Here is a 22681-nt window from a genome sequence, read left to right on the forward strand (position 1 = left end):
GCGCCCGCCTCCGGGCTCGACGAAGACCGGCTTGTCGCGATGATGGGCGAGGKGCGCGCTCCCGCCGGGCGCGACGCCGGCGGCGCGCGCAGCGCCGGCGTGCCGCGCGTCGAGGCCGCGGCGCAGGACGGCGAGTCGCTGCCGCTGCGCGTTCATGCCGGCGAAATCGTCGGTCTTGCCGGCCTCGCCGGTCATGGCCAGCGGGCGTTCCTGCACCGGGTCTTCGCCGCCGCCCGCCACCGCGAGCGCGGCCTCGCCGTCAATGGCAGCATCGCCCATGTCAGCGGCGACCGCGCCAGCGAGGGAATCTTTCCGCTCTGGTCGGTGATGCGCAACATCTCCGCCGGCGCGCTCGGCCGGCTCTCCCGCTTCGGCCTGATCGATCCCGCCGCCGAACGCGCCCTTGCCGAGGCGTGGGCGCGGAGCCTGGCGATCCGCACGCCCTCCGTCTCCCATCTCGCGACCCGCCTGTCCGGCGGCAACCAGCAGAAGGTGCTGGTTGCCCGCGCGCTGGCCTCCGGGGCCGATATCCTCCTGCTCGACGATCCGACGCGCGGTGTCGATGTCGGCACCAAGCGCGAGCTTTACGCGCGGATGCGCGCGCACGCCGCCGGCGGCCATGCCATCCTCTGGTACACCACCGAGAACGCCGAGCTCGCCGAGTGTGACCGGGTCTATGTCTTCAGCCGCGGCCGGATCACCGATGCGATCGACCGCGACGCCTATTCGGAAGACCGGGTGATCCGTGCCTCCTTTGCCTCGGCGCCGCCCGGGGGCGGCTTCGCCCGTGCCGGCTGACCCGTCCGCGATGCCCGCCGGCCAACCCGCCCTCGCAGCCGCCCTGCCACGCTTCAAGATCGCCCTGCCCGTCGCCGCCCTGGCCGCGATGTTCGGCATCATCTTCTGGATACGGCCGGCGATCCTCAGCTATTTCGGCATCGGCCTGCTGCTCGATCTCGCGATGCCGGCGGTCTTCGCCAGCATGGCGCAGATGTGCGTCATCGCCATCAATGACATCGATCTCGGCATCGGCCCGTTCATCTCGCTCACATCCTGTATCGCGGCGACGCTGCTGGTCCGCGCCCCCGCCGCCGGCCTCCTCGCCCTCGCCGCGGCGATCGGCGCCTACGCGCTAATGGGCGGGCTGATCCATGTTCGCCGGCTGCCCTCGATCGTGGTGACGCTGGGCGCCTCGTTCATCTGGCTCGGCTGCGCCCTGCTGCTGCTGCCCTCGCCCGGCGGCGGCGCGCCGTCCCTCATCGCCGGCTTCGTCAACCTCTCGCCGCCGCTGGTGCCGCTGCCGATCCTCGTGCTCGCCGGCGCCGCGCTCCTCGGCCATTTGCTGCTGATGCGCACCGCGCGCGGCGCCGTCCTGCGCGGCATCGGCGGCAATGCGAAGGCGGTCGAGCAGGCCGGCTGGTCGCTCGCCCGCGGGCGGATGCTGCTCTACGGCATCGCCGGGGCCTGCGGCGTGATCGCCGGCCTGCTGCTGGATGGCATCAACACCTCCGGCGACGCGACGGTGGGCGCGCAATACACGCTGACCTCGATCGCGGCGGTGATCGTCGGCGGCGGCGAGTTCGTGGGCGGCGACGTCTCGCCGGTCGGCACCGTCACCGGCACGCTGATCATGCTGCTCACAGGCTCGGTGCTGTCCTTCGTGAACATCTCGACGAGCTGGCAGCTCAGCGTGGAGGGGGGCATCCTGATCGTGGTGCTCGGCCTGCGCGCCGTGGCGCGGTCGGCATAGGAGCGGCGGATGGGACAACGCTTCGCGAACGCCCCGCGCTGGATCTGGTCCTATCTCGCGGCGGCGGTCGTCTACCTCGCGATCGTGGTCATCGCCGCCGGCGCCGGCAGTTTCCAGACCTTCTCGATCGCGCTGCAATTCGCCACATTCTTTGTCATCGCCGGGCTCGGGCAGATGCTGGTGATCACCGCCGGCCCGGGCAATATCGACCTGTCGATCCCCGGCGTGATGACGCTCGCCGGCTATCTAGCGACCGGCGCGATGCACGGCAGCAATGCCGGGCTGCTTTCCGGCCTCGCCCTCGGCCTGCTCATCGGCCTCGGTGCCGGGCTTTTCAATCTGGCGCTGATCCGCCTGCTGCGCATCCCGCCGATGGTCGGCACGCTCGCCTCCGGCTTCATCTACCAGTCTGCCGCCATCGCCTATTCCAGCCACGCGGTGACGCAGCCCTCGCCGCTGCTCGCGGCGTTCACGTCTGGCCGCGTGCTGGGCGTCTCCGCGATGACGGTGCTGTTCATCCTGCTCACCGCCGCCTGCGCGGTCGGGCTCCAGCGCACGCGGGCGGGTCGGGCGGTGCTCGCTCTCGGGCAGAACCGCCGGGCGGCCTCGCTCGCCGGCTTTCGGGTTGGAGGTGCGCTCTCGCTGGTCTATCTCGCCTCCGGCCTGCTCGCCGCCATCGCCGGCATCCTGCTCGCCGCCTATTCCGGCGGCGCCTCGCTCGACATGGCGCGCGAATATCTCCTGATGTCGATCGCCGTGGTGGTGATCGGCGGCACCTCGATCGCCGGCGGCGACCCCGCCCCGCCCGGCCTCTGGGGCTCGGCCATGCTGCTCGGGCTGCTCGTTACGATGCTCAACCTGCTGCACATGCCTGAGGGTGTCCGCCTGATCGCGACGGGCGGCGTCATCATCGGTGTCCTCGCCGTCGCGACGCCACAGGGACCATGACCTGCCGTTCCGGCGCGGCGGAGCTGGAAGGCCTCAGTCGGCGAAGGGGTCCTGCATCAGGATGGTGTCGTCCCGCTCGGGGCTGGTGGAGAGCAGGGTGACCGGGCATTCGACCAGTTCCTCGATGCGGCGGACATACTTGATCGCCTGCGCCGGCAGGTCGGCATAGGAGCGGGCGCCGCGGGTCGAGCCGGACCAGCCCTCGATGGTTTCATAGACCGGTTCGGCCTTGGCCTGCGCCGCGGCGCCGGGCGGCAGATGGGGCAGGGTTTCGCCGCCGATGCGGTAGCCGACGCCGATTTGCAGCGTCGTCATGCCGTCGAGCACGTCGAGCTTGGTCAGCGCGAGGCCCTGGATGCCACCGACCTTGACCGCCTGGCGGACCAGGGCGGCGTCGAACCAGCCGCAGCGGCGGGCGCGGCCGGTGACGGTGCCGAATTCATGCCCGCGCTCGCCGAGCAGGCGGCCGGTCTCGTTGTCCTGCTCGGTCGGGAAGGGGCCGGAGCCGACGCGGGTGGAATAGGCCTTGGCGATGCCGAGGACGCGGCCCGCCGCATCCGGCCCGACGCCGGCGCCGGCGGCGATCTGGCCGGAGACGGTGTTGGACGAGGTGACGAACGGGTAGGTGCCGTGATCGACATCGAGCATCACCGCCTGCGCGCCCTCGAACAGGATGCGGGCGCCGGATTTCTTCGCCTCGGCCAGGCGTTCCCAGACCGGTTCGGCGAAGGGCAGGATCTGCGGCGCGAGGGCGAGGAGCTGGTCCATCAGCTCGGCCTTGCCGAACGTGGGTGCGCCGAGGCCGGCGAGCAGCGTGTTGTGGTGCAGCAGCAGCTCGTCGAGCCGCCAGTCGAGCGTTGCGGGTTCGGCGAGGTCGCAGATGCGGATGGCGCGGCGGGCGACCTTGTCCTCATAGGCGGGGCCGATGCCGCGGCCGGTGGTGCCGATGCGGCGCGCGCCGCGGGCGGCCTCGCGCGCGGCATCGAGGGCGGCGTGCAGCGGCAGGATCAGCGGCGCGTTGTCGGCGATGCGCAGCGTTTCGGGGGTGACGTTCAGCCCCTGCTCGCGCACCCGGCCGATTTCGGCGAGCAGGGCCACCGGGTCGACCACCACGCCGTTGCCGATCACGCCGAGCTTGCCGCGCACGAGGCCGGAGGGGAGCAGCGAGAGCTTGTAGGTCTGGTTGCCGACCACGAGCGTGTGCCCGGCATTGTGCCCGCCCTGGAAGCGGACCACGACATCGGCGCGGGAGGCCAGCCAGTCGACCACCTTTCCCTTGCCCTCGTCGCCCCATTGCGCGCCGATGATGGTGACATTTGCCATGGCGTTATCCTTCGAGCGGAACGGCGCGTCCCTCGCGCCAGAGATGGGAGCAGGACAGGCGGCGCGCCTCGTCGGCGTCATCCGCCGCGGCGGCGAGGCCGCGAATGGTGGCGAAGCCCTCGGCGCGGGCGCGGGCACCGGCCTCGGCCGGCGTGCCGGCGGGCAGGAACAGGCGCGGGCGCGAGGCCGGGCGCGGGGCGACGGCGAGGATCGTGTCGGGGTAGAGGGTGATGCCGGTCGCCGATTCGCCATTGTCGCAGAGATAGCGCCCGCCGCGACCGAACTCGGCCTGGCGGCCGGGCGCGAAGATCGTGAGCGCGACGCCGGTATGGTAGCGATAGCCGCGGAACTCGACCGGGTCGATGGTCAGCCGCAGGGCGGGCATCAGGGCGCGGATGGCGGCGACGGTCGCGCTCAGCCGGTCCGCCAGGGCGCGGACCGGGGCGGGCAGGTCGATCGCGGCGAGGCGGACGATCGCGGTCTCGGCGGTGCCGGCGGCCTCCAGCAGGGCGAGCAGGGTGGGGGCCAGCGCGCCGCCATGGGCGGCGATCTCGGCGGCGTCCTTGCGGTCGAGCGCGCGGACGAGGGCGGCATGGGCCGAAGTGTCGCCCAGCAGGGCGGGGATCAGCGGCGGCATGGTCAGATCGACGCTGACCTCGCCGATGCCGGTGGCGGCGAGGGCGGCGACGGCGGTGACGATGATCTCGGCGTCGGCCTCCGGCACGTCCGGCCCGATCAGCTCGATGCCGGCCTGTGCGACCTGGCGCTCGGGGGCGAGCTGCGAGCCGCGCACCAGCAGGCATTGCCCGGCATAGGCCAGGCGCAGCGGCCTGGCGGCGGCGGCGAGCCTTGTCGTGGCGATGCGGGCGATCTGCGGCGTGGTGTCGGCGCGCACGCCCATCATGCGCTGCGATTCGGGGTCCATCAGCCGGAAGGTCTGCTCGGCCACGGCGGCGCCGCTGCCGGCGAGCAGCGTGGTCTCGAACTCGACCAGCGGCGGCTTGACCCGCTGATAGCCATGCGCGCCGAAGCTCGCCGTCAGCGTTTCGGTCAGCCTTGCCTCGGCCTCGGCGTCCGGCGGCAGCAGGTCGGTGAAGCCCGCGGGCAGCAAAGCGGGGTGGGGCGGCAGGTCGTCGGTCATGTCGATGCGGGTTCCGGCGCGGCGTGGGGACGGCCCGAAGGGGCCGGTCTCGCGCGGCCTATAGCATCCGGTGCCGCCGGGGCCAATTCGGGGTGGAAATCGCCCGCGCCGCGTGGCAAGGTGATTTCAACCTAAGCGGGTATTTGATCGTGCTTTTCAACTCGGCTCTTTTCGTCTTCGGGTTTCTGCCGGTCTTTCTCGCCGGCTTCGCCCTGGCCGGGCGGATTGCCGGGGCGCGGGCGGCGCTCGGCGTGCTGCTGCTGGCGAGCCTCGTGTTCTATGGGTGGTGGAAGCCGGTGCTGCTGCCGCTGCTGGCCGGATCGATCCTCGGCAATTATCTGCTGGCGGGTGCGATGCGGCGCTCGCGCCGGAAGCGAGGCTGGCTCGTCGGCGGGTTGGCGGCGAACCTGCTGCTGCTGGGCTGGTTCAAGTATGCAGGGCTGCTGGCGGCGAGCGGGGCGGCGCTGCTCGGCCTGCCCGCGCCGGCGCTTTGCATCCTGCTGCCGCTCGGCATCAGCTTCTTCACCTTCCAGCAGGTGATGTATCTGGTCGATACCGCGCGCGGCGAGGTGCCGGAGTGCGGCTTTCTCGACTATGCCTGTTTCGTCGCCTTCTTCGCGCATCTGATCGCCGGGCCGATCGTCCGGCCAGGGGAGATCATCCCGCAATTCGCCCGCCATCGCGGCAGGGTGCGGCAGGAGGATCTCGCTTGCGGCATCGAGATCTTTCTCCTCGGCCTCGGCAAGAAGCTGGTGCTGGCGGACAGTCTCGCCCGTTTCGCCGATCCGGGTTTCGCCGCCGCCGCCGCAGGGCATTCGCTGTCGCTGATCGAGGCGTGGGTGGCGCTGCTCGCCTATGGCGCGCAGATCTATTTCGACTTCTCGGGCTATTCGGACATGGCGATCGGGCTGGCGCGGATGATCGGCATCGGCTTTCCGCTGAATTTCCGCAGCCCCTATCAGGCAGGCGACATCTCGGACTTCTGGCGGCGGTGGAACATCACGCTCTCGTTCTTCCTGCGCGACTATCTCTACATTCCGCTCGGCGGCAACCGGCGCGGCGAGGCGCGCCGCAATCTCAACCTGATGATCACCATGCTGCTCGGCGGGCTGTGGCATGGCGCGGCGTGGTCGTTCATGCTGTGGGGCGGGCTGCACGGGCTGTATCTCGTGATCCATCACCAGTGGCGGCGGTTTGGAACGCGCCTGCCGCGGTTGGTGGCGCAGGGGCTGACGCTGCTTGCCGTGCTGCTGGCCTGGGTGCCGTTCCGCGCCGAAAGCCTCTCCGCCTGCCGGATCGTGCTGCGCGGGCTTGTCGGCGCTGGCGGCGTGCTGCTGCCGCGCCAGATCATCGCCGCGATCCCCGCGCTCGGCGCGATTGCCAAGCCGGTCGCGGTGCTGCCCTGGCTCGGCGCGGCGCGGACGATGAGCGTGGTGCAGGGGAGCGCGCTGATCGCGCTGGCTTGGGGGATCATGCTGGGGGCGCGCGACATCCACACGCTCGGGGGGCGCGGGCGCGGCCTTGCGCTGATCGCCGGGTTCGCCTTCACCGCGCAGGCGCTGATCTTTGCGCCCTATGCGCGGCCTTTCATCTATTTCCAGTTCTGATGCGCCGGCTTGTTCTCTGCGCCATCGCCTCGCTCGCGCTCTATCTTGCCGCCTTTGCCTTCGTGCTCGACCGCCCGCTCTCGCTCGGCCTGCTGCGGCTGGAGATGCGCGAGAAGCTCGCCCGCGGCGCGGCGCTGCCTTCGCCGAAGCTGGTGATCCTCGCCGGGTCGAACGGGCCCTATTCGCATTCCTGCCGGGTGATCGGCGCGATGCTGGCGCTGCCTTGCGAGAGTGGCGGCATCGCCGTCGGCATCGGGCTCGATGATCTGTTCCTCCGCTGGCTGAAGCTGCTGCATCGCGGCGACATCGTCTATCTGCCGATGGAGGTGCAGCAATACGACATCAGCCGCGCGGCGAACCGGATGGATGTCGATGGCGCCATGCTCTTCCGCCACGACCGGGCGCTGCTGTGGCAAATGCCGCCGGGGCGGATACTTGGCGCCGCCTTCGACAACACCATGCCGGACGGGCTGGAGGCGCTGGCGGAGATGGCGGCGCGGGCGGCGGGGCTCGGCCATCTGCGCGCCCGCCTCGCCCGCGAGGAGGATGCGGAGGGCGACGAGATCGGCACCAGCCTTGCGACCGCCGACCGCGCCTTCCTCGCCGGGCTGCATCGGGTCGAGCCGTCGGCGCGGGCGATCCGGGACGGGTATGGCACGGTGCTGATCGGCCGGTTCGTCGCCGCCGCGGCGGCGCGGGGGGTGATCGTGATCGGCGGGCTGCCGACCGATTTCCGCGATGTCAGGCTGCCGCAGGCGGATATAAGCGCGATCGGCGGGGTCTATCGGCAGCATGGCGGGCGGTTTCTCGAACTCGCCAATCACAGCCGGTATCCGCGCACCGATTTCTACAACAGCGAGGACCACCTCGCACAGCCCTGCCAGTATTTTCACAGCATGCTGGTGGCGCGCGGCCTTGCCCGGCTGCTGCATCGCCGGCTGGTCGCGCCGGCGCCGGCGATGCTCAGCCTGGCGGCGACCTGCCCGCAAGAAACGCTGCCGCCCGCGCAACACAGCGTTCGAACATCGCGAGCGAGTCGAAGGGCAGGTCCTGGCCCTCCGGCGGGGTGACGAGCCCGCCCTCCAGCGCGCCGACTACCATCAGGTTGTCGCCCAGGCCGAAATCCTCGACCGCAATATCGCTAACGGGATCGGGCAGCGCGGCGATTTGGCGGCGGCTGCGCGCGGCGAAGGGCGTGGACGCGTTCGAGTAGCCGAAACAGGGCCGGCGGCGGCCGAGGAACCAGCCCAGCTCGACCAGCGTCCCGGCATCGGCGGAGGCGCCACGGAAGGGGGTGAGATGGGCGATGATGATGTCGCTGGCCTCCATCATCCCGACATCCTGCCGGAAGATCGCCCGCCACAGCGCCTCGCCCGGCTGGCGTTCGGGTGCCGGCGCATCCAGCGGGACGAGCGCATCGATGCCGTGGCCGGCGGCGATCGCGACCTTTCGCGCGGCATGGGCGTGCGCGTCGGGCAGGAACAGGTCCGGCCCGGCGAGATAGGCGACGGGCCGGCGAGTCAATGCGGTTCGTTCATCAGGCCGTAGCGGTGCAGCTTCCGGTAGAGCGTGTTGCGGCTGATGCCGAGGCTGGATGCCGTGGCGGCGATACGCCAGTGATGCCGTTCGAGTGCCGCGACGATCCGTTCGCGCTCGGGATCTTCCTCTGCCAGGGGCTGCGGCGGGACTGGGCCGTGCGCGGGCATGGTGCGGACGATCATGTGCGGGAGGTGATGCACCTCGATGCGCCCGGCTTCGGCGAAAGCCAGGGCGGTACGCAGCGTGTTGCGCAGTTCGCGGATATTGCCGGGCCAGTCGTGCTCGATCAGCGCCTGCATCGCGGCGGGGGTAATGGAGATCGATGCGCCCTCGCTTTCCTCGGCGCAGAGTGTCTCGATCAGGTCCTGCCGGTCAGAGCGTTGCCGCAAGGCGGGCATCGTCAGCGACAGGCCGTTGAGCCGGTAATAGAGGTCCATGCGGAACTCGCCGCGCGCCACCATCGCTTCAAGGTCGCGATGGGTGGCGCTGATGACCTTGATGTCCACCGGAGTCGGCGTGGAACTGCCGAGCGGCACGATCTCCTTTTCTTCCAGCAGCCGCAGCAGGCGGGCCTGAATGGAGAGCGGCATGTCGCCGATTTCGTCGAGGAACAGCGTGCCGCCATGCGCGGCCACCGCCTTGCCGCGCATGCCGCCCGGCCGCGCGCCGGTGAAAGCGCCGGTTTCGTAGCCGAACAGTTCGCTTTCGATGAGCTGCTCGGGAATTGCCGCGCAACTCATTGCGACGAACGGCGCGGCATGGCGATTGCTCGCGCGGTGAATCGCGCGGGCGAAGGTATCCTTCCCGGTGCCGGTCTCGCCGAGGAGCAGGATGTTGATGTCCCGGTTCATGACGCGCTCGGCGCGCCACACGTTGTGCGCCATGGCCCGGTCGGCGCCGGCCAGCGCCACGAGTTCCCGCGGCTCAGGCTTGCGTTGCCGCATCTCGGCCGGCGGCCGCAGCGGTGCGCGCTCCACCAGCGCATTGCGCGCGCTGACGACGGCGCGGGCGCGGGCGCGGGTCTGTTTCGCCGGCCAGACGCTGGCATAGCCGTGCCTGTCGTTTCCGTGCGCGATCGGCCAGATGGCGAAGGGCTGGGTTTCGGCATGCTCCAGCAGACGGTCCAGCGAAATGTCGAAGACTTCGGCCACGCTGCGACCGACCAGCGTATTGTATCCGGCGGCGCCCAGCATCGAGGGCACGGAATTGTCAACCGCGCGGATCAGTCCGTCCGAATCAACCGCCAGGAGGGAATCATACGGCAGGCCGACGAGTTCGGGGCGCTCATGGAAGCGCATGATCATGCAGTCACGGAAACTGTTGGTGAAATGCAGTTGCTCGATGATGCGCGCCGACATGCTGACGAGTGCGATCGTCGGCACCTGGGCGGCGCGGCTGTCATCACAATCAAGGCATGTCGCGTCGATCGCGCCCAGCAGCCTGCCGTTCGCGCCCCAGATCGGCGCTGCCGAACAGGTCATCCGGCTGTTGCGGGTGAAGTAATGTTCCTCGCGATGCACAACGCGTGAACGCCGGTCGTGCAGCGACGTCCCCGGACCGTTCACGCCGGCGTGCTGCTCGTCCCACATGTAGCCAGGCATCATGTTTGCGGCACGCGCCCGCTCGGCATTCGCGGCATCGGTGAACACGTCGAGCACGGTGCCGTCGGCATCGGTCAGCATCAGAACGTAGCGCGATGCCGTGGCGGACTGGGCGACCTGCTGGCTGATCTGGCCAAGCAGCCTGTGCATCTCGACCCGGCCGAGGCGCTCGAACAACGCATGTTCCTCGCGGATCTGCCGCAGCGCCGCGCCGCCCACATGAACGGCTGCCGGCGGGGCTTCGGGATTCAGCCTGTAATCGTCTCGGCATCGCCGCCAGGCGGCTTCGATGTAGTCCTCGCGTCCGGCGGAACCGCTTGCCGCACGGCTTGATTTTGCGGCGGACGTCGCCGCCGCGTACATCATGTCATGACTTGCGTCGGTCATCTTGCGGCCACTCCCCTGACCGAATTTTACGGCCTGTGCCATTGCCGGTCTGAACGCCGGATTGAATTGCAACAGTCTGGCGGGGCAGAGTGTTCCACACAAATTACAGATTGTCACCCCGATTTGCTTGTGTCGTGACAAGTCTGTTCCGCGACTCAAGGATAATCGCTGGCTTTGGCTCCTAGCTTGGGCTGGCACGGGAATTGCTGGTGATGGTCCCAGCCGGGCAATCCGGTACGCGTCAAACGTCCGTCGCCGATGCCCGCGGGGCCCCGGCGCGCATTTGGAGGGAGCGTAATGACAAGACTTGGGACAAAATCGCTGAAGCGGTCGCTGCTGGCGGCCAGTTTCGGCATTCTCGGGGCAGGGGCGCTTGTGCTGTCCGCGCAGGCGGCCACGTCGGGTAGCGCCAACGAGTCGCTGCTGCAGATGCAGAAGAACCCCAATGACTGGGTGATGCCGACCGGCACCTACAACAACTGGCGCTACAGCACGCTTGACCAGATCAACTCGAAGAACGTCAAAAACCTGCAGGTCGCCTGGACGATGTCGACCGGCACGGATCGCGGTCTCGAGGGCCAGCCGATCGTCATCGGCGACATGATGTATTACGAGACGTCGTATCCGAACTACGTATATGCAGTGAACCTGAACCATCCGGACCAGATCGCGTGGAAATATACGCCGCCACGTGATTCCAACGCGCCGCCGGTTGCCTGCTGCGACGTCGTGAATCGCGGCCCGGCCTATGGCGATGGCATGATCTTCGTCGATGCGCTGGACGCCCGGCTCTATGCGCTCAACGCGAAGACCGGCAAGGTCGTCTGGTCTGCCGACAATGGCCATCCGAAGGACGGCCAGACCATGACCGGCGCGCCGATGGTTGTCGGCAACAACGTGATCGTCGGTATCGCCGGCGGTGAATACGGTGTCCGCGGCTACATCACCGCCTACAACATCCACACCGGCAAGATGGTCTGGCGCGGCTACAGCGAGGGACCTTCCAAGGACACGCTGATCGATCCGGCGACGACGATCAACGGCGCGACCGGCAAGCCCGTCGGCCCGCATTCGAGCATCAAGACCTGGAAGGGTGACGAGTGGAAGGTCGGCGGCGGCACGACCTGGGGCTGGTATTCCTACGATCCGAAGCTCAACCTGATCTATTACGGGTCGGGCAACCCCGGCACCTGGAACCCGAGCCAGCGCCCGGGCAAGAACCGCTGGTCGATGACCATCTGGGCCCGCAACCCCGAGACCGGCAAGGTCAAGTGGGTCTACCAGATGACCCCGCATGACGGCTGGGACTATGACGGCGTGAACGAGATGGTTCTCGTCAACGTCAAGTATCACGGCAAGGAAGTCCCGGCGCTGGTGCATTTCGACCGCAACGGCTTCAGCTATGTCATGAACCGTGAGAACGGCAGCCCGATCGCGATCCACAAATACGATCCGTCGGTGAACTGGGCGACCGGCATCAACCCGAAGACCAACGAGCCGATCGTCGACCCGGCGAAGATGACCGAAGCGGGCAAGGACGTGAAGGACATCTGCCCGTCGTCGCAGGGTGACAAGGACGAACAGCCCGTCTCCTACGATCCGAAGACGGGCCTGTTCTACGCTCCGCTGAACCACCTGTGCATGAGCTACCAGGCGTTCAACGTGAAGTACAAGGCGGGCTTCCCGTTCGTCGGCGCCATCGTGAACATGATCCCGGGACCGGGTGGCTATCGCGGCCGGTTCATTGCCTACAACCCGATGACCGGCAAGACCGAGTGGCAGATTCACGACATGTTCCAGGATTGGGGCGGTGCGCTGACCACGGCGGGCAATGTCGCGTTCTACGGCACGTTGAAGGGGATGTTCCGCGCGGTCGACATCAAGACCGGCAAGATCCTCTACCAGTTCAAGACGCCGTCCGGCATCATCGGCAACCCGATCACCTACATGCATGACGGCAAGCAGTATGTCGCGGTGCTGAGCGGTGTGGGTGGCTGGGCCGCGATCGGCATGGCGGACAACCTGCACAAATCGTCGGCCGGCCTTGGTGCCGTGGGTCTGAACGCGACCCTGACCGACTATACGAACCTTGGCGGCACGCTGATGGTGTTCTCGCTGCCCTCGAAAGTGGCCAGCGCGAACTGAGTCGCGTCGTGACCATCCAGCCCGGGTTGCTCCCCTGCCCGGGCTGGAGCTTTTTTCTTCCAGTCCGCCTCCGGTGGACGCCCGGCGACTACAGGTACCGGCCTCCGCGGTCGGTCATGCTGACGGAGTGAAACCCATGAAATCGTCAATGACCCGCTGGATCATGTTCGCGGGCTGTGCCGCCTTCTTCGCCGCCGCGCCAAATGGCGTCGCAGCGGCCAGCACAACCGCTCAGCCCTCCAACAACAGCCACGTGCTGCGCGTGTGCGCCGATCCCAACTACCTGCCCTACTCGAACCGGGCGGGGCAGGGATTCGAGAACAAGATCGCCGAACTCGTCGCCAAGGCGATGGGCCGGAAGCTCGAATACACCTGGGCCAGTTACCGGATGCATGGCGGCTTCTCGAACTTCCTCGCTCTCAATCTCGATGCGCACAAATGCGATGTCGTCATGAACCTGCCGACGGGCGACAACGAGGAAATGGCGACCAAGCCGTATTATCGCTCTTCGTATGTGTTCGTGACCCGCAAGGGCAAGCATTTGCATATCCGCTCGATGCGATCGGTTTCGATGCACGCGATCAAGATCGGCTTCGAGGCCGGCACGACGCCCGAGACGGCGATCAAGATGCTTGGGCTGATGGAGAATGCCGTCGCCTTCCATGTCGCGAGCAATCCGAACGCCTCGCCGCGGCAGCTTCTGCAGGCGGTTCAGGATGGCAAGGTCGGTGTCATGGTGACCTGGGAACCGGCGATCGGCGCCTTCATGAAGGATTTCCCCGGCCTGCAGATGCGCCGGGTGCCTTCGGAGGAATATGCGCCCGGTCTGCCGCAGGTGAATTACACGTATTCGATGTCAATGGGCGTGCGGAAAGGTGACAAGGCACTGCGTGCCGCGCTCGACAAGGTGATCGCGACCCACAAGAGCGAGATCGGCGCGACCCTTGCCAAGTTCAATGTGCGCCTGCTGCCCAACCCCAGGCACTTCAACTACTCGAACAACTAACAGTCCCAGTGACGAACCGTAGCACGAGAAAGAGTGAGGCATGACCAAGAGTTCGATTACTACCTTCATTGGCGCCACTGCGACCGGCGTTCTCGCGGCCGGGCTGCTCGGCGCCGTGGCTCTCGCCGCCAGCGGTTCCGGCTCGATGCCCAAGGGCGAGCAGATTGCCAAAGGCAGCGACTGCTTCTCCTGTCACGCCATAAACCAGAAGGTCGTCGGTCCGGCCTTCGATGCCGTTGCCAAGAAGTTCGCCGGCCAGTCCGGCGCTGAAGACACGCTGGTAAACGCGATCCGCAAGGGGCATGTCGGCACCTGGGGCAAGATCCCGATGCCGCCGCATCCGAAACTTTCGGATGCGCAGACCAAGGAAATCGTCTCCTGGATCCTGAGCCTCAAGAGCGCCAAGGCCGCCAGCGCACCGGCATCGAGCGGGAAGACCTACACCTATACGGTGAAGGGCAAGAAGGTGAAGGTCGATTTCCCGATCTTTCAGCCCGGCACCGACAAGGTCACCAAGGACGTCTTCCGCGGCTACGAGCTGTTCAATTCCTACTGCTTCCGCTGCCATGGCGAGGATGCCGTGGGCGGTTCCTACGCGCCCAACCTGCGCGCCTCGCTCAACAACGGCATGACCGAGGCCGGCTTCACCAATGTCGCGATGACGGGGCGCAAGGCGAAGGGCATGCCGAGCTGGGCCGGCTTCTTCACCCCGCACCAGATCCACGTGATCTACCAATACGTCAAGGCCCGCGCTGTCGGCGCCGTCGGCACCGGCACGCCGAAACAATGACGGGGCAGGGCGTCGCGCTGTTCCGCCACCAGACATAGTCACAAGGGAGTTCGAAACATGGCCATTGCACTGCACCCTTCCATCGACCACGGCGTCAAGCCGGGCTCGTCAACCTTCGCCGGCGGCACGCTGCGCTGCCACTGCCCGAGCCATCAGGTGGTGGTGCGCGTCGACTCGCAGACCGCCCATAACCACGCCTGCGGCTGCTCCAAATGCTGGAAGCCGGCGGGTGCGAAGTTCTCGATCGTCGCGGTGGTGCCGCGGGACAAGGTTCGCGTCGTCGAGAATGGCAACAAGCTGCACATCGTCGATCACAACGCGGTCATCCAGCGCCATGCCTGCCGCGAATGCGGCGTGCACATGTTCGGCCGCATCGAGAACAAGGACCATCCTTTCTACGGGCTCGACTTCGTGCATACCGAGCTGTCGTCGGATCAGGGCTGGTCGGCGCCCGAATTCGCCGCCTTCGTCTCCTCGGTGATCGAGCAGGGCACGCCGCCCTCCGAGATGGGCGCCATCCGCGCCCGCTTGAAAGAACTCGGCCTTGAGCCGTATGACTGCCTTTCGCCGCCGCTGATGGATGCCATCGCGACCCATGTCGCGAAAGCCAACGGCAAGCTCGCGGCCTGACGCGTCAAGGAGGATAACAACGATGGATGTTCGCGCCGCGATTGCGTGGAAGGCCGGCGAAAAACTGGAGCTCGGCACGGTCAGGCTGGATGGGCCGAAGGCGGGCGAGGTGCTGGTGGAAGTCAAGGCCACCGGCATCTGCCACACGGATGAATACACGCTGTCGGGCGCGGACCCCGAAGGCCTCTTTCCGGCCATCCTCGGGCACGAGGGTGCTGGTATCGTGGTCGATGTCGGTCCCGGCGTGACCAGCGTGAAGAAGGGCGATCACGTGATTCCGCTCTACACGCCGGAATGCCGGCAGTGCAAATCCTGCCTCTCGCGCAAGACCAATCTCTGCACCGCGATCCGTGCGACCCAGGGCAAGGGCGTGATGCCGGACGGCACCTCGCGCTTCTCCTGCGACGGCGAGCCGGTGATGCACTACATGGGCTGCTCGACCTTCGCCAACTACACCGTGCTGCCGGAAATCGCGGTGGCGAAGGTGCGCGAGGACGCGCCCTTCGACAAGATCTGCTATATCGGCTGCGGGGTGACCACCGGCATCGGCGCGGTGATCAACACCGCCAAGGTGCAGCCGGGCGATAACGTGGTCGTCTTCGGTCTCGGCGGGATCGGCCTGAACGTGATCCAGGGGGCGCGCCTCGCCGGTGCGAACATGATCGTCGGCGTCGATCTCAACAACGGCCGCAAGCCGATGGCCGAGAAATTCGGCATGACGCATTTCGTCAACCCGGCCGAGATCGGCGAGGATCTCGTGCCCTATCTCGTCAACCTGACCGATGGCGGCGCCGATTACTCCTTCGAGTGCATCGGCAATGTGAAGGTGATGCGCCAGGCGCTGGAATGCTGCCATCGCGGGTGGGGCACCTCGATCATCATCGGGGTGGCCGGCGCGGGGCAGGAGATCTCGACCCGGCCGTTCCAGCTGGTGACCGGTCGCAACTGGCGCGGCACCGCCTTCGGCGGCGCGCGCGGCCGCACCGACGTGCCGAAGATCGTCGACTGGTACATGAACGGCAAGATCAACATCGACGACCTGATCACCCATGTGCTGCCCTTCGAGCAGATCAACGAAGGCTTCGAACTGATGCGCAAGGGCGAGAGTATCCGCAGCGTCGTCGTCTACTGATGTCGAGACGGCTCAGCCTGCTCGCCGTGTCCCTTCTCGGGGGCACGGCGTTCGCCACTCCGGCGTTCGGACAGAACGCGAAACCCCTGATCGTTCCCTCGCCGGGCGAGATCGCGATCCACAAGATCGTGGTCAGCGCGACCCGTACCCGGGAGGCGAGTTTCAACGTTCCGGTTTCGATATACAGTATCTCCGGTAGGCAGGTCAGTTTCGCCAACGCGGAAGAGAATCTCAGCGAGACGCTGAATCGCGTGCCCGGCATCGACGTGCAGAACCGGCAGGACTATGCGCAGGGATTGCGCATCACCTCGCGCGGCTTCGGCGCGCAGACACCGTTTGGCGTGCGGAATATCCGCATCCTCGTCGATGGAATGCCACTGACCGGTCCGGACGGAACGACCGACTCCGAGGTGATCGACCTTGGCGACATCAGCCGGATCGAGGTTCTGACCGGCCCGTTCTCCGTCCTGTACGGCAATGCCTCGGGTGGAGTGATCCAGGTCTTCAGCAAGAACGGCCCGACCCGCCCCACGGTCGGTGGCAGCGTGATTGCGACGTCCTATGGCGGATGGCGCGTCGGCGCGACCTATGGCGGCACCGCACGCTGGGGATCTGACGGTTCGTTCAACTACATGATGAACGCGTCGGATTTCTATACTGGCGGATACCGCCAGCATAGTGCCGCGCGGCGCCAGCAGTTTTATGGCAAATTCCGTGTGCAGGTCAGCCCGAATACCAGCTACACGCTGCTGATCGACGGCCTGAACGAACCGTATTCGGAAGACCCGGGCGGCCTGACTGCTGCGCAGTATCATGCCAATCCGCGCCAGGCCGGCACCGGTGCCGATGCGTTCGGGACCCGCAAGGTGCTGCGCCACCTGCAGTTCGGCCTCGTCTTCAAACACCGCTTCAACGCACAGAACAGCGTCCGCGTGGTGGTTTACGAGGCGACCCACTCAGTGCTGCAATTCCTGCCCTTTACCGGCAGCTACGCGGCTTCCGGCGGCGGCGTGGTGGATCTTGCCCGAAAATCCGGTGGCATCGACGCGTCCTGGACCCACAGGGACGAGGTTGCCGGCGTTCCGGTCACACTCATCACCGGTGTGGATTTCGGCTACGAACAGCAGCACCGCAAGGGCTATGTCAACGAGTTCGGCTCAATCGGCGCATTGCGTCGCAACGAGCAGGATGTCGCCCGCAATGTCGCCGAATACGCGCAGGTGAACGCCCACGTTGCCAAGCGCACGACTTTGGTCGTCGGTCTTCGGCACAGCAACGATTATTACAGCGTGACCGACAATTACGTGACCAGCACGCTGACCAACGACTCGGGATCGGTCAGCTATGGAAACACGAGCTTCGTTGCCGGCGCCACCTATCACCTGACGCCGACCACCAATCTCTACGCCGACTATGGCGAGGGTTTCGAAACGCCGACGCTCGACCAGCTCGCTTACCTGCCCAACGGTCTCGCGGGGTTCAATTCCGCCCTGCGCCCCACGACCAGCCAGAACTTCGAGGCGGGGATCAAGAGCCTGATCGGTGCGGATACCTATCTCCAGCTCGCGGTGTTCCACATTCACACCAACAACGAGATCGAGGTGTCTTCCTCGAAGGACGGACGTACCGCTTATTCGAACCAGGGGCAGACGGCGCGCAACGGCGTCGACGTCAGCCTCGATACGTATCTGCCTCACCATGTCGAGCTCTACGGCTCCTATTCGCTGCTGAAGGCGCACTTCCTTGCCAACCAGTTCGCCGGCAGGTCATTGCCCGGCGTGCCGGACCAGCGGATCTACGGCGAACTGGACTGGCATGATCCGTCGACCGGATTCTATGCCCAGGCGAATGGTCAGTGGCAGAGCCGGATGTATGTCGACTCGCAGAACTCGGCCTACGCGGCGGGCTACTTCACCGCTGGCATCGCCGGGGGTTTCCGGCAGAACCTTGGGCCGATCCGGTTCAATGAATTCGCTCGCATCAACAATCTCTTCAACCGCACCTATGTGGGTGCGGTCGTGATCGCCGCGAGCAATGCCGCCTATTACGAGCCGGCGCAAGGGCGCAACTTCGTGATCGGGATGCGGGCACGTTACCGGTTCTGACCGCTCTCGCGGTCAGAACAGTTTCCCGGGGTTGAGCATCGCGGCCGGATCGAGCGCCGCACGGATCCTGCGCATGATCTCCCGCTCGGCCGCTGACCGCAGTTGCCCGAAGGCGTGGGTCTTGATTTGTCCGATGCCATGCTCGGCGGAAAAGCTGCCGCCGAGTTCCATGACGATGGCGTTCACATCCTCCATCAGGTCCTCGCCGCGCGCGGCGAAGGCTGCAGCGTCGCCATCCTCGGGCTGCAGGGCGTTCAGGTGGATGTTGCCATCGCCGATATGTCCGAATGCAACCATGCGGGCGCCGGGATGGCGGGCGCCGAGCATCGCTGCGGCGCGTGCAAGCAGGCTCGGTACTGCCGCGACCGGGACTGAAACATCGTTCTTCACCGAGGCGCCGGCCCGACGCTGCGACTCCGAAAGATGCTCGCGGATAGCCCAGAACGCCGCCCGCTGTGCCTCGGATTCGGCGATCGCTGCATCGGTGATCACACCGGCTTCAAGCGCGTCTGCCAGCACGGCTTCCATCGTCTCCCGCAGCGGATCGCGTCTGCGGGTCGTCGCCAGTTCGAGCAGCACATAGTGCGGTGAAGCCGTTTCGAGCGGGAGCCGGAAGTCCGGCATGTATGACTGGTTCACGGCCATGGCGGCGCCGGAGATGTATTCGAATGCGTAGAGCGCGGCTTCGTCTTCGTCGCGGAACCGGGCAAACAGGTCGAGCGCAGCCTCGACGCTGGGGATCGCGCAGAAACAGGTCTGCCGTTGGCGCGGTGCCCGCGCGAGGCGCAGCACGGCGGCGGTGACGATGCCGAGCGTTCCTTCGGCGCCGGCGAAAAGCTGGCGCAGCGCATAGCCGGTATTGTCCTTCCGCAGCCGGCGCAGTCCGTTCCAGATCGTGCCGTCGGCCAGTACCACCTCCAGCCCCAATACGAGATCGCGGGCGTTGCCGAAACGCAGGGTGTTGTTGCCGCCGGCGTTGGTCGAGATGACACCGCCGATCTGCGCGGACCCTTCCGAGCCGATCGAAAGCGGCAGCAGGGCACCTGCGTCGCGCGCCGCGTCCTGGGCCGCACGGAGCGTGACCCCGGCCTCCACTTCCATGGTGAGCCCCGCGGCATCGATGGCGCGCACGGCATTCATCCGCGAGAGCGAAAGCACGAGTTCCGCCCCGTCCCGCGACGGCACGGCGCCTGCGACCATCGACGTGTTGCCGCCCTGGGGCACGACAGGAACGCCGGCCGCCGCGCAAAGTCGCAGCGCGGCCGCAACACCCGCCGTGTCGCGCGGCCGCAGAACCGCGCGGGGCATGTTGCTGACGAGGCCGCGCCAGTCCGTGCCGAAGGGGGCGATGTCTTCAGGGGCGATGATGACCCCTCCGGGGCCAAGCGCGGCGGCGAGGTGGTCGAGCAGATTGATCATGAGCCGACTATATCGCCTGTGCCAGCCGAGCCAAGGCAGTCCATGCTGGTCATGTTGCTCCGTTTGGGAACATCGCGCCTGGGGCCATACACGAAAGCTTGATCCTTCTGGCGACTATGATAGCGTTATCAGGCAGCCACGGGCGTGCGATGGTGTCCTCGTACCCTTGAGGCAGCTTCACTTCGAACTGGGGAGACGTTCATGAGAACCGACCAAATGAAGTCACGCTCTGGCCTTGCCCGCCTCGCCGGCGGCGTTGCGGCCGCGGCCATGGCCGTTGGCATCGCGGGAATCGCCCATGCCGGTGCCGTCTCGAACACGACGCCGACGCCGAAGGATTACACCAGCACGGCGAGCAGCAACTCGACCTGGATTCTCGGTGCCAAGAATTACGACAACAACCGTTATGTCGATATCGGCCAGATCACGCCGGCCAACGTTGCGCAGCTGAAGCCGGTCTGGACGTTCCATATCTCGGACAATGGGCCGATCGAGGCCGCGCCGGTGGTCTGGGACGGCACCGCCTATATCACCTCCGCCCACGACCATGTTTACGCGATCGATGTGAAGACCGGAAAGCTGAAATGGCAGTTCTCCGACAATCCCCACGTCATTTCCTTCGCTGCCAATCGTGGTGTCACGCTGCTTGATGGCAAGGTTTATCTTGCGACGCTCGACGGCCACCTGATCGCGCTGAACGCGACCACCGGCAAGAAGGTGTTCGACAAGGTGGAAGTGTCCGACACCGCGAACTCGTTCTACACGATGCAGCCGCTGCCCTACACCAACCCGAAGACCGGCAAGACGGTGCTGCTGCTCGGCATCTCGAACGGCGACTGGGGTGGAATCGGCACGATCCAGGCGATAAACCCTGCCAATGGCGCGGTCGAATGGAAGTATGAAACCATTCCGGGCCCGGGCCAGAAGGGTAACAAGACCTGGAGCGGCGACTCCTGGAAGCGCGGCGGCGGCGCCGTGTGGACGATGATGGCGCTCGACCCGAAGACCGGCATCCTCTATGCCAATGCCGGCAACCCGCAGCCGGACTTCAACGGCCCGGCGCGCAAGGGTTCCAACCTCTATTCCGACAGCCTGCTCGCCATCAACATCTCCGGCGCGAAGCCGAAGATGGTCTGGGCCCACCAGTTCATCCCGCATGACACGCATGACTGGGATCCGGTGATGCCGCCGATCCTGTTCACCGGGAAGGTGGACGGCAAGGAGATGCCGCTCGTGGCCGACGGCGACAAGGCCGGCAATTTCTGGCTGCTGAACTCGCAGACCGGCAAGCTGGTGAACCACCTCGCCGTCAGCATGCAGTACAACCAGAACACGGAGCCAAGCCTGAAGGGCAACGTGGCCTGCCCGAACACCAATGGCGGCGTCGAATACAACGGCGGCAGCTACGACCCGAAGACCAACATGATCTACCTGCCAAGCTCGAACGAGTGCGGCTTCTGGCGGGCGACGAAGAACGTGGTCTACATCGCCGGGCAGTTCTATCTCGGTGGCGCGTTCCCGAAATTCGTCGGGCCGAACACCGGGCAGTTCAACGCGATCGACGTGAATACCGGCGTCTTCGCGTGGCGTAACCCCTCGAAACTGCCGATGGCGGGCGGCGCTCTCTCGACCTCGACCGGCCTCGTCTTCACCGGCCTCGAGAACGGTGATTTCGATGCCTATGACGCGACGTCCGGCAAGAAGCTGTGGAGCTACGATACCGGCTCCCCGATCATCGCGCCGCCGGTCGCCTTCACCCAGGGCAAGACCGAATACGTCGCGGTTGCATCCGGTCAGGCGGGCAACCAGGAACTGCCCAACATGCCGAAGACCAACAAGGGAACCATGCTGACCATGTTCGCGCTGTCGAAGTGATGGCGAAAGGCGGTCTTCTGCGTTTTCTGGCTGCGGGGGCGGTTCTTGCCGCCCTCGCGGTGCCTTCCGGCCTCGCTGCGACACCCGCCTCGGACCATGCACGGGCCGAGGCGGCGCTGTCGAATATCCGAGCCGCGGTCGCGGCAATCATGGATGCCGAGAACGACGCCACCAACGGTCCCGCCCGCTATGTCCAGGCGGCGCACCGGGCGATCAATCTTCTGGTCGGCCGCGGGGATAGCGCCTTCGATCCCGCCGCCGGCGATCACGGCGATCCCGTCGGGGCGATCGGCGAGGTCAATCACCTGCTCGATCGTCGGGCGACGCCGCCGTTCGTGCCCGCGCTACACGGGGTTCTTGTGAACCTCCAGTCTGCGGTGGCGAATCTCGGCGACGCGGCCAAGGCGCATGGCCTTGGCGCGTATCAGAACGATGTCTCTCAGGCGCTCCAGACCATGGAAATCGCCGAGGGGCGTTCTGGAACGTTCGACGTGTTCGGCGGCATGCGCGGGGCCATCGCCAATACCGAACTCGGTGTGCCGGCTGGTGCGCCGACAGAGAATGGCTGTGCCGCTCCGCATGTGGCAGGCTACGGGCTGTGGCATGGCTGGCTGGTATGGCATGCCGTCAAGCTCGACGGTGGCCCGATCGCCACCGCCGGCAGTTCGATCGTGAAGAAGGAAGGTTCGATGCTCGTGCTATACACTCCGGCCGCCGCGATGGTGCATCATCTCTGTGCCGCCGATGTGAAACATCATGCCGCTACCCATGCGTCGGTGCAGCATGCCTCGGTCCAGGTGACCAAAGCGCCGGCGGCCCGGCTCATCAGGGTTGCGGACACGGGCGGCGACGGCGCCGTCTCGTACACGATGGCGCAAGCTACGGCAGGCAAGACGGTGTATTCGACGCATTGCGCGAGCTGCCACGGCGCCAATCTGCAGGGCGTTGCCGCACCGGCCATCGCCGGCAAGGAATTCCTCACGACGGCGCACACTAACGGCTACTCGGTCTCGATCCTCAATACGATCGTGACCCAGAACATGCCGTTCAACGATCCGGGCTCACTCAAACCCAGCGAATATGCCGACGTGATGGCCTATCTGTTGGCATCAAACTGCTTCCCGGCTGGAAAGACGGCTTTCCCAACCAATCCGGGCAGCCATTTCGGGACAGTGAAGCTTTCTATTCCGGCGCATCCGGCCGGCACGCCCGACAAGAATGGCGTTTGTCCGGTAAAATAATCGCGACACAGTTCGTGCCGCTCTCGGGTCGGCCCGGCCGGA

18 protein-coding genes are annotated in these 22681 nt (G+C 66.5%); 13 read left to right on the top strand and 5 right to left on the bottom strand.

The genetic code is table 11. From position 1 onward, the window contains the following. From RT91_RS03430 to RT91_RS03440, 3 genes are all read left to right on the top strand, one after another. Positions 1–798, top strand: a 798-nt coding sequence (locus RT91_RS03430) for an ATP-binding cassette domain-containing protein (RefSeq protein ID WP_035185742.1), incomplete at its 5' end; no start/stop codon positions are given. 10 nt (positions 799–808) lie between these two features. After that, positions 809–1750 (top strand): ABC transporter permease, encoded by a 942-nt coding sequence (locus RT91_RS03435; protein WP_007422061.1) that lies wholly within the window; start codon positions 809–811, stop codon positions 1748–1750. Positions 1751–1759: 9 nt separating this feature from the next. Continuing rightward, positions 1760–2698, top strand: a complete 939-nt coding sequence (locus RT91_RS03440) for an ABC transporter permease (RefSeq protein ID WP_007422062.1) — start codon at positions 1760–1762, stop codon at positions 2696–2698. A 33-nt stretch (positions 2699–2731) separates the two neighbouring features. Here the strand turns inward: RT91_RS03440 and RT91_RS03445 are convergent, their stop codons facing one another. Next, a complete protein-coding gene (locus tag RT91_RS03445; RefSeq protein ID WP_035185743.1) occupies positions 2732–4021 on the bottom strand; it encodes an adenylosuccinate synthase in 1290 nt (429 codons plus the stop codon). A gap of 4 nt (positions 4022–4025) precedes the next feature. Continuing rightward, complete coding sequence (locus tag RT91_RS03450) at positions 4026–5162, bottom strand: ATP phosphoribosyltransferase regulatory subunit (protein ID WP_035185744.1); 1137 nt, start codon at positions 5160–5162, stop codon at positions 4026–4028. A 149-nt stretch (positions 5163–5311) separates the two neighbouring features. Between RT91_RS03450 and RT91_RS03455 the strand changes: the two genes are divergently transcribed. Beyond that, positions 5312–6769, top strand: coding sequence for an MBOAT family protein (locus RT91_RS03455; RefSeq protein WP_035185759.1), 1458 nt, complete (start codon positions 5312–5314; stop codon positions 6767–6769). Continuing rightward, complete coding sequence (locus RT91_RS03460; protein WP_007424018.1) at positions 6769–7839, top strand: hypothetical protein; 1071 nt, start codon at positions 6769–6771, stop codon at positions 7837–7839. The genes RT91_RS03455 and RT91_RS03460 overlap by 1 nt, the downstream gene beginning before the upstream one ends. Here RT91_RS03460 and RT91_RS03465 read toward each other — a convergent pair. Both RT91_RS03465 and RT91_RS03470 read right to left on the bottom strand, forming a co-directional pair. Beyond that, the gene (locus RT91_RS03465) at positions 7733–8293 is read right to left on the bottom strand and encodes a nucleoside 2-deoxyribosyltransferase (protein ID WP_012040314.1); all 561 of its coding nucleotides are present in this window, start codon (positions 8291–8293) and stop codon (positions 7733–7735) included. The genes RT91_RS03460 and RT91_RS03465 overlap by 107 nt on opposite strands. Beyond that, complete coding sequence (locus tag RT91_RS03470; protein WP_007424020.1) at positions 8290–10296, bottom strand: sigma-54-dependent Fis family transcriptional regulator; 2007 nt, start codon at positions 10294–10296, stop codon at positions 8290–8292. The genes RT91_RS03465 and RT91_RS03470 overlap by 4 nt, the downstream gene beginning before the upstream one ends. Before the next feature lie 297 nt (positions 10297–10593). Here RT91_RS03470 and RT91_RS03475 point away from each other — a divergent pair, with 297 nt between their 5' ends. The 6 genes from RT91_RS03475 (at position 10594) to RT91_RS03500 (ending at position 18104) form a co-directional block, all read left to right on the top strand. Further along, a complete protein-coding gene (locus RT91_RS03475; RefSeq protein ID WP_007424019.1) occupies positions 10594–12441 on the top strand; it encodes a methanol/ethanol family PQQ-dependent dehydrogenase in 1848 nt (615 codons plus the stop codon). Positions 12442–12589: 148 nt separating this feature from the next. Continuing rightward, entirely contained in the window at positions 12590–13447 is an 858-nt protein-coding gene (locus RT91_RS03480; protein ID WP_013641027.1) for a quinoprotein dehydrogenase-associated putative ABC transporter substrate-binding protein, read from the top strand. Between the two features lie 40 nt (positions 13448–13487). Further along, positions 13488–14237, top strand: coding sequence for a c-type cytochrome (locus RT91_RS03485; RefSeq protein WP_007424022.1), 750 nt, complete (start codon positions 13488–13490; stop codon positions 14235–14237). A gap of 57 nt (positions 14238–14294) precedes the next feature. Further along, positions 14295–14867, top strand: coding sequence for an S-(hydroxymethyl)glutathione synthase (gene gfa / locus RT91_RS03490; protein WP_007424023.1), 573 nt, complete (start codon positions 14295–14297; stop codon positions 14865–14867). A 22-nt stretch (positions 14868–14889) separates the two neighbouring features. Further along, a complete protein-coding gene (locus RT91_RS03495) occupies positions 14890–15999 on the top strand; it encodes an S-(hydroxymethyl)glutathione dehydrogenase/class III alcohol dehydrogenase (protein WP_007424024.1) in 1110 nt (369 codons plus the stop codon). Next, entirely contained in the window at positions 15999–18104 is a 2106-nt protein-coding gene (locus tag RT91_RS03500) for a TonB-dependent receptor (protein ID WP_035185745.1), read from the top strand. The genes RT91_RS03495 and RT91_RS03500 overlap by 1 nt, the downstream gene beginning before the upstream one ends. Positions 18105–18116: 12 nt before the next feature. On the opposite strand, the gene RT91_RS03505 is transcribed toward RT91_RS03500, so the two are convergent. Then, a complete protein-coding gene (locus RT91_RS03505) occupies positions 18117–19523 on the bottom strand; it encodes an FAD-binding oxidoreductase (protein ID WP_007424026.1) in 1407 nt (468 codons plus the stop codon). A 201-nt stretch (positions 19524–19724) separates the two neighbouring features. Here RT91_RS03505 and RT91_RS03510 point away from each other — a divergent pair, with 201 nt between their 5' ends. Together RT91_RS03510 and RT91_RS03515 are read left to right on the top strand one after the other, a co-directional pair. Beyond that, a complete protein-coding gene (locus tag RT91_RS03510) occupies positions 19725–21398 on the top strand; it encodes a PQQ-binding-like beta-propeller repeat protein (protein ID WP_231844435.1) in 1674 nt (557 codons plus the stop codon). After that, positions 21398–22639 carry a cytochrome c gene (locus RT91_RS03515; protein WP_007424028.1) on the top strand — a complete coding sequence of 414 codons (1242 nt, stop codon included), beginning with the start codon at positions 21398–21400 and terminating at the stop codon, positions 22637–22639. The genes RT91_RS03510 and RT91_RS03515 overlap by 1 nt, the downstream gene beginning before the upstream one ends. The last annotated feature ends 42 nt before the right edge of the window (positions 22640–22681 follow it).

Source organism: Acidiphilium sp. JA12-A1 (assembly GCF_000724705.2).
In the GTDB taxonomy this organism is placed as follows: domain Bacteria; phylum Pseudomonadota; class Alphaproteobacteria; order Acetobacterales; family Acetobacteraceae; genus Acidiphilium; species Acidiphilium multivorum.

Coding starts and splice junctions, on each gene's coding strand:
- RT91_RS03435 (WP_007422061.1), top strand. CDS start 809: ATGCCCGCCGGCCAACCCGCCCTCGCAGCCGCCCTGCCACGCTTCAAG.
- RT91_RS03440 (WP_007422062.1), top strand. CDS start 1,760: ATGGGACAACGCTTCGCGAACGCCCCGCGCTGGATCTGGTCCTATCTC.
- RT91_RS03445 (WP_035185743.1), bottom strand. CDS start 4,021: ATGGCAAATGTCACCATCATCGGCGCGCAATGGGGCGACGAGGGCAAG.
- RT91_RS03450 (WP_035185744.1), bottom strand. CDS start 5,162: ATGACCGACGACCTGCCGCCCCACCCCGCTTTGCTGCCCGCGGGCTTC.
- RT91_RS03460 (WP_007424018.1), top strand. CDS start 6,769: ATGCGCCGGCTTGTTCTCTGCGCCATCGCCTCGCTCGCGCTCTATCTT.
- RT91_RS03470 (WP_007424020.1), bottom strand. CDS start 10,296: ATGACCGACGCAAGTCATGACATGATGTACGCGGCGGCGACGTCCGCC.
- RT91_RS03475 (WP_007424019.1), top strand. CDS start 10,594: ATGACAAGACTTGGGACAAAATCGCTGAAGCGGTCGCTGCTGGCGGCC.
- RT91_RS03480 (WP_013641027.1), top strand. CDS start 12,590: ATGACCCGCTGGATCATGTTCGCGGGCTGTGCCGCCTTCTTCGCCGCC.
- RT91_RS03485 (WP_007424022.1), top strand. CDS start 13,488: ATGACCAAGAGTTCGATTACTACCTTCATTGGCGCCACTGCGACCGGC.
- gfa (WP_007424023.1), top strand. CDS start 14,295: ATGGCCATTGCACTGCACCCTTCCATCGACCACGGCGTCAAGCCGGGC.
- RT91_RS03495 (WP_007424024.1), top strand. CDS start 14,890: ATGGATGTTCGCGCCGCGATTGCGTGGAAGGCCGGCGAAAAACTGGAG.
- RT91_RS03500 (WP_035185745.1), top strand. CDS start 15,999: ATGTCGAGACGGCTCAGCCTGCTCGCCGTGTCCCTTCTCGGGGGCACG.
- RT91_RS03505 (WP_007424026.1), bottom strand. CDS start 19,523: ATGATCAATCTGCTCGACCACCTCGCCGCCGCGCTTGGCCCCGGAGGG.
- RT91_RS03510 (WP_231844435.1), top strand. CDS start 19,725: ATGAGAACCGACCAAATGAAGTCACGCTCTGGCCTTGCCCGCCTCGCC.
- RT91_RS03515 (WP_007424028.1), top strand. CDS start 21,398: ATGGCGAAAGGCGGTCTTCTGCGTTTTCTGGCTGCGGGGGCGGTTCTT.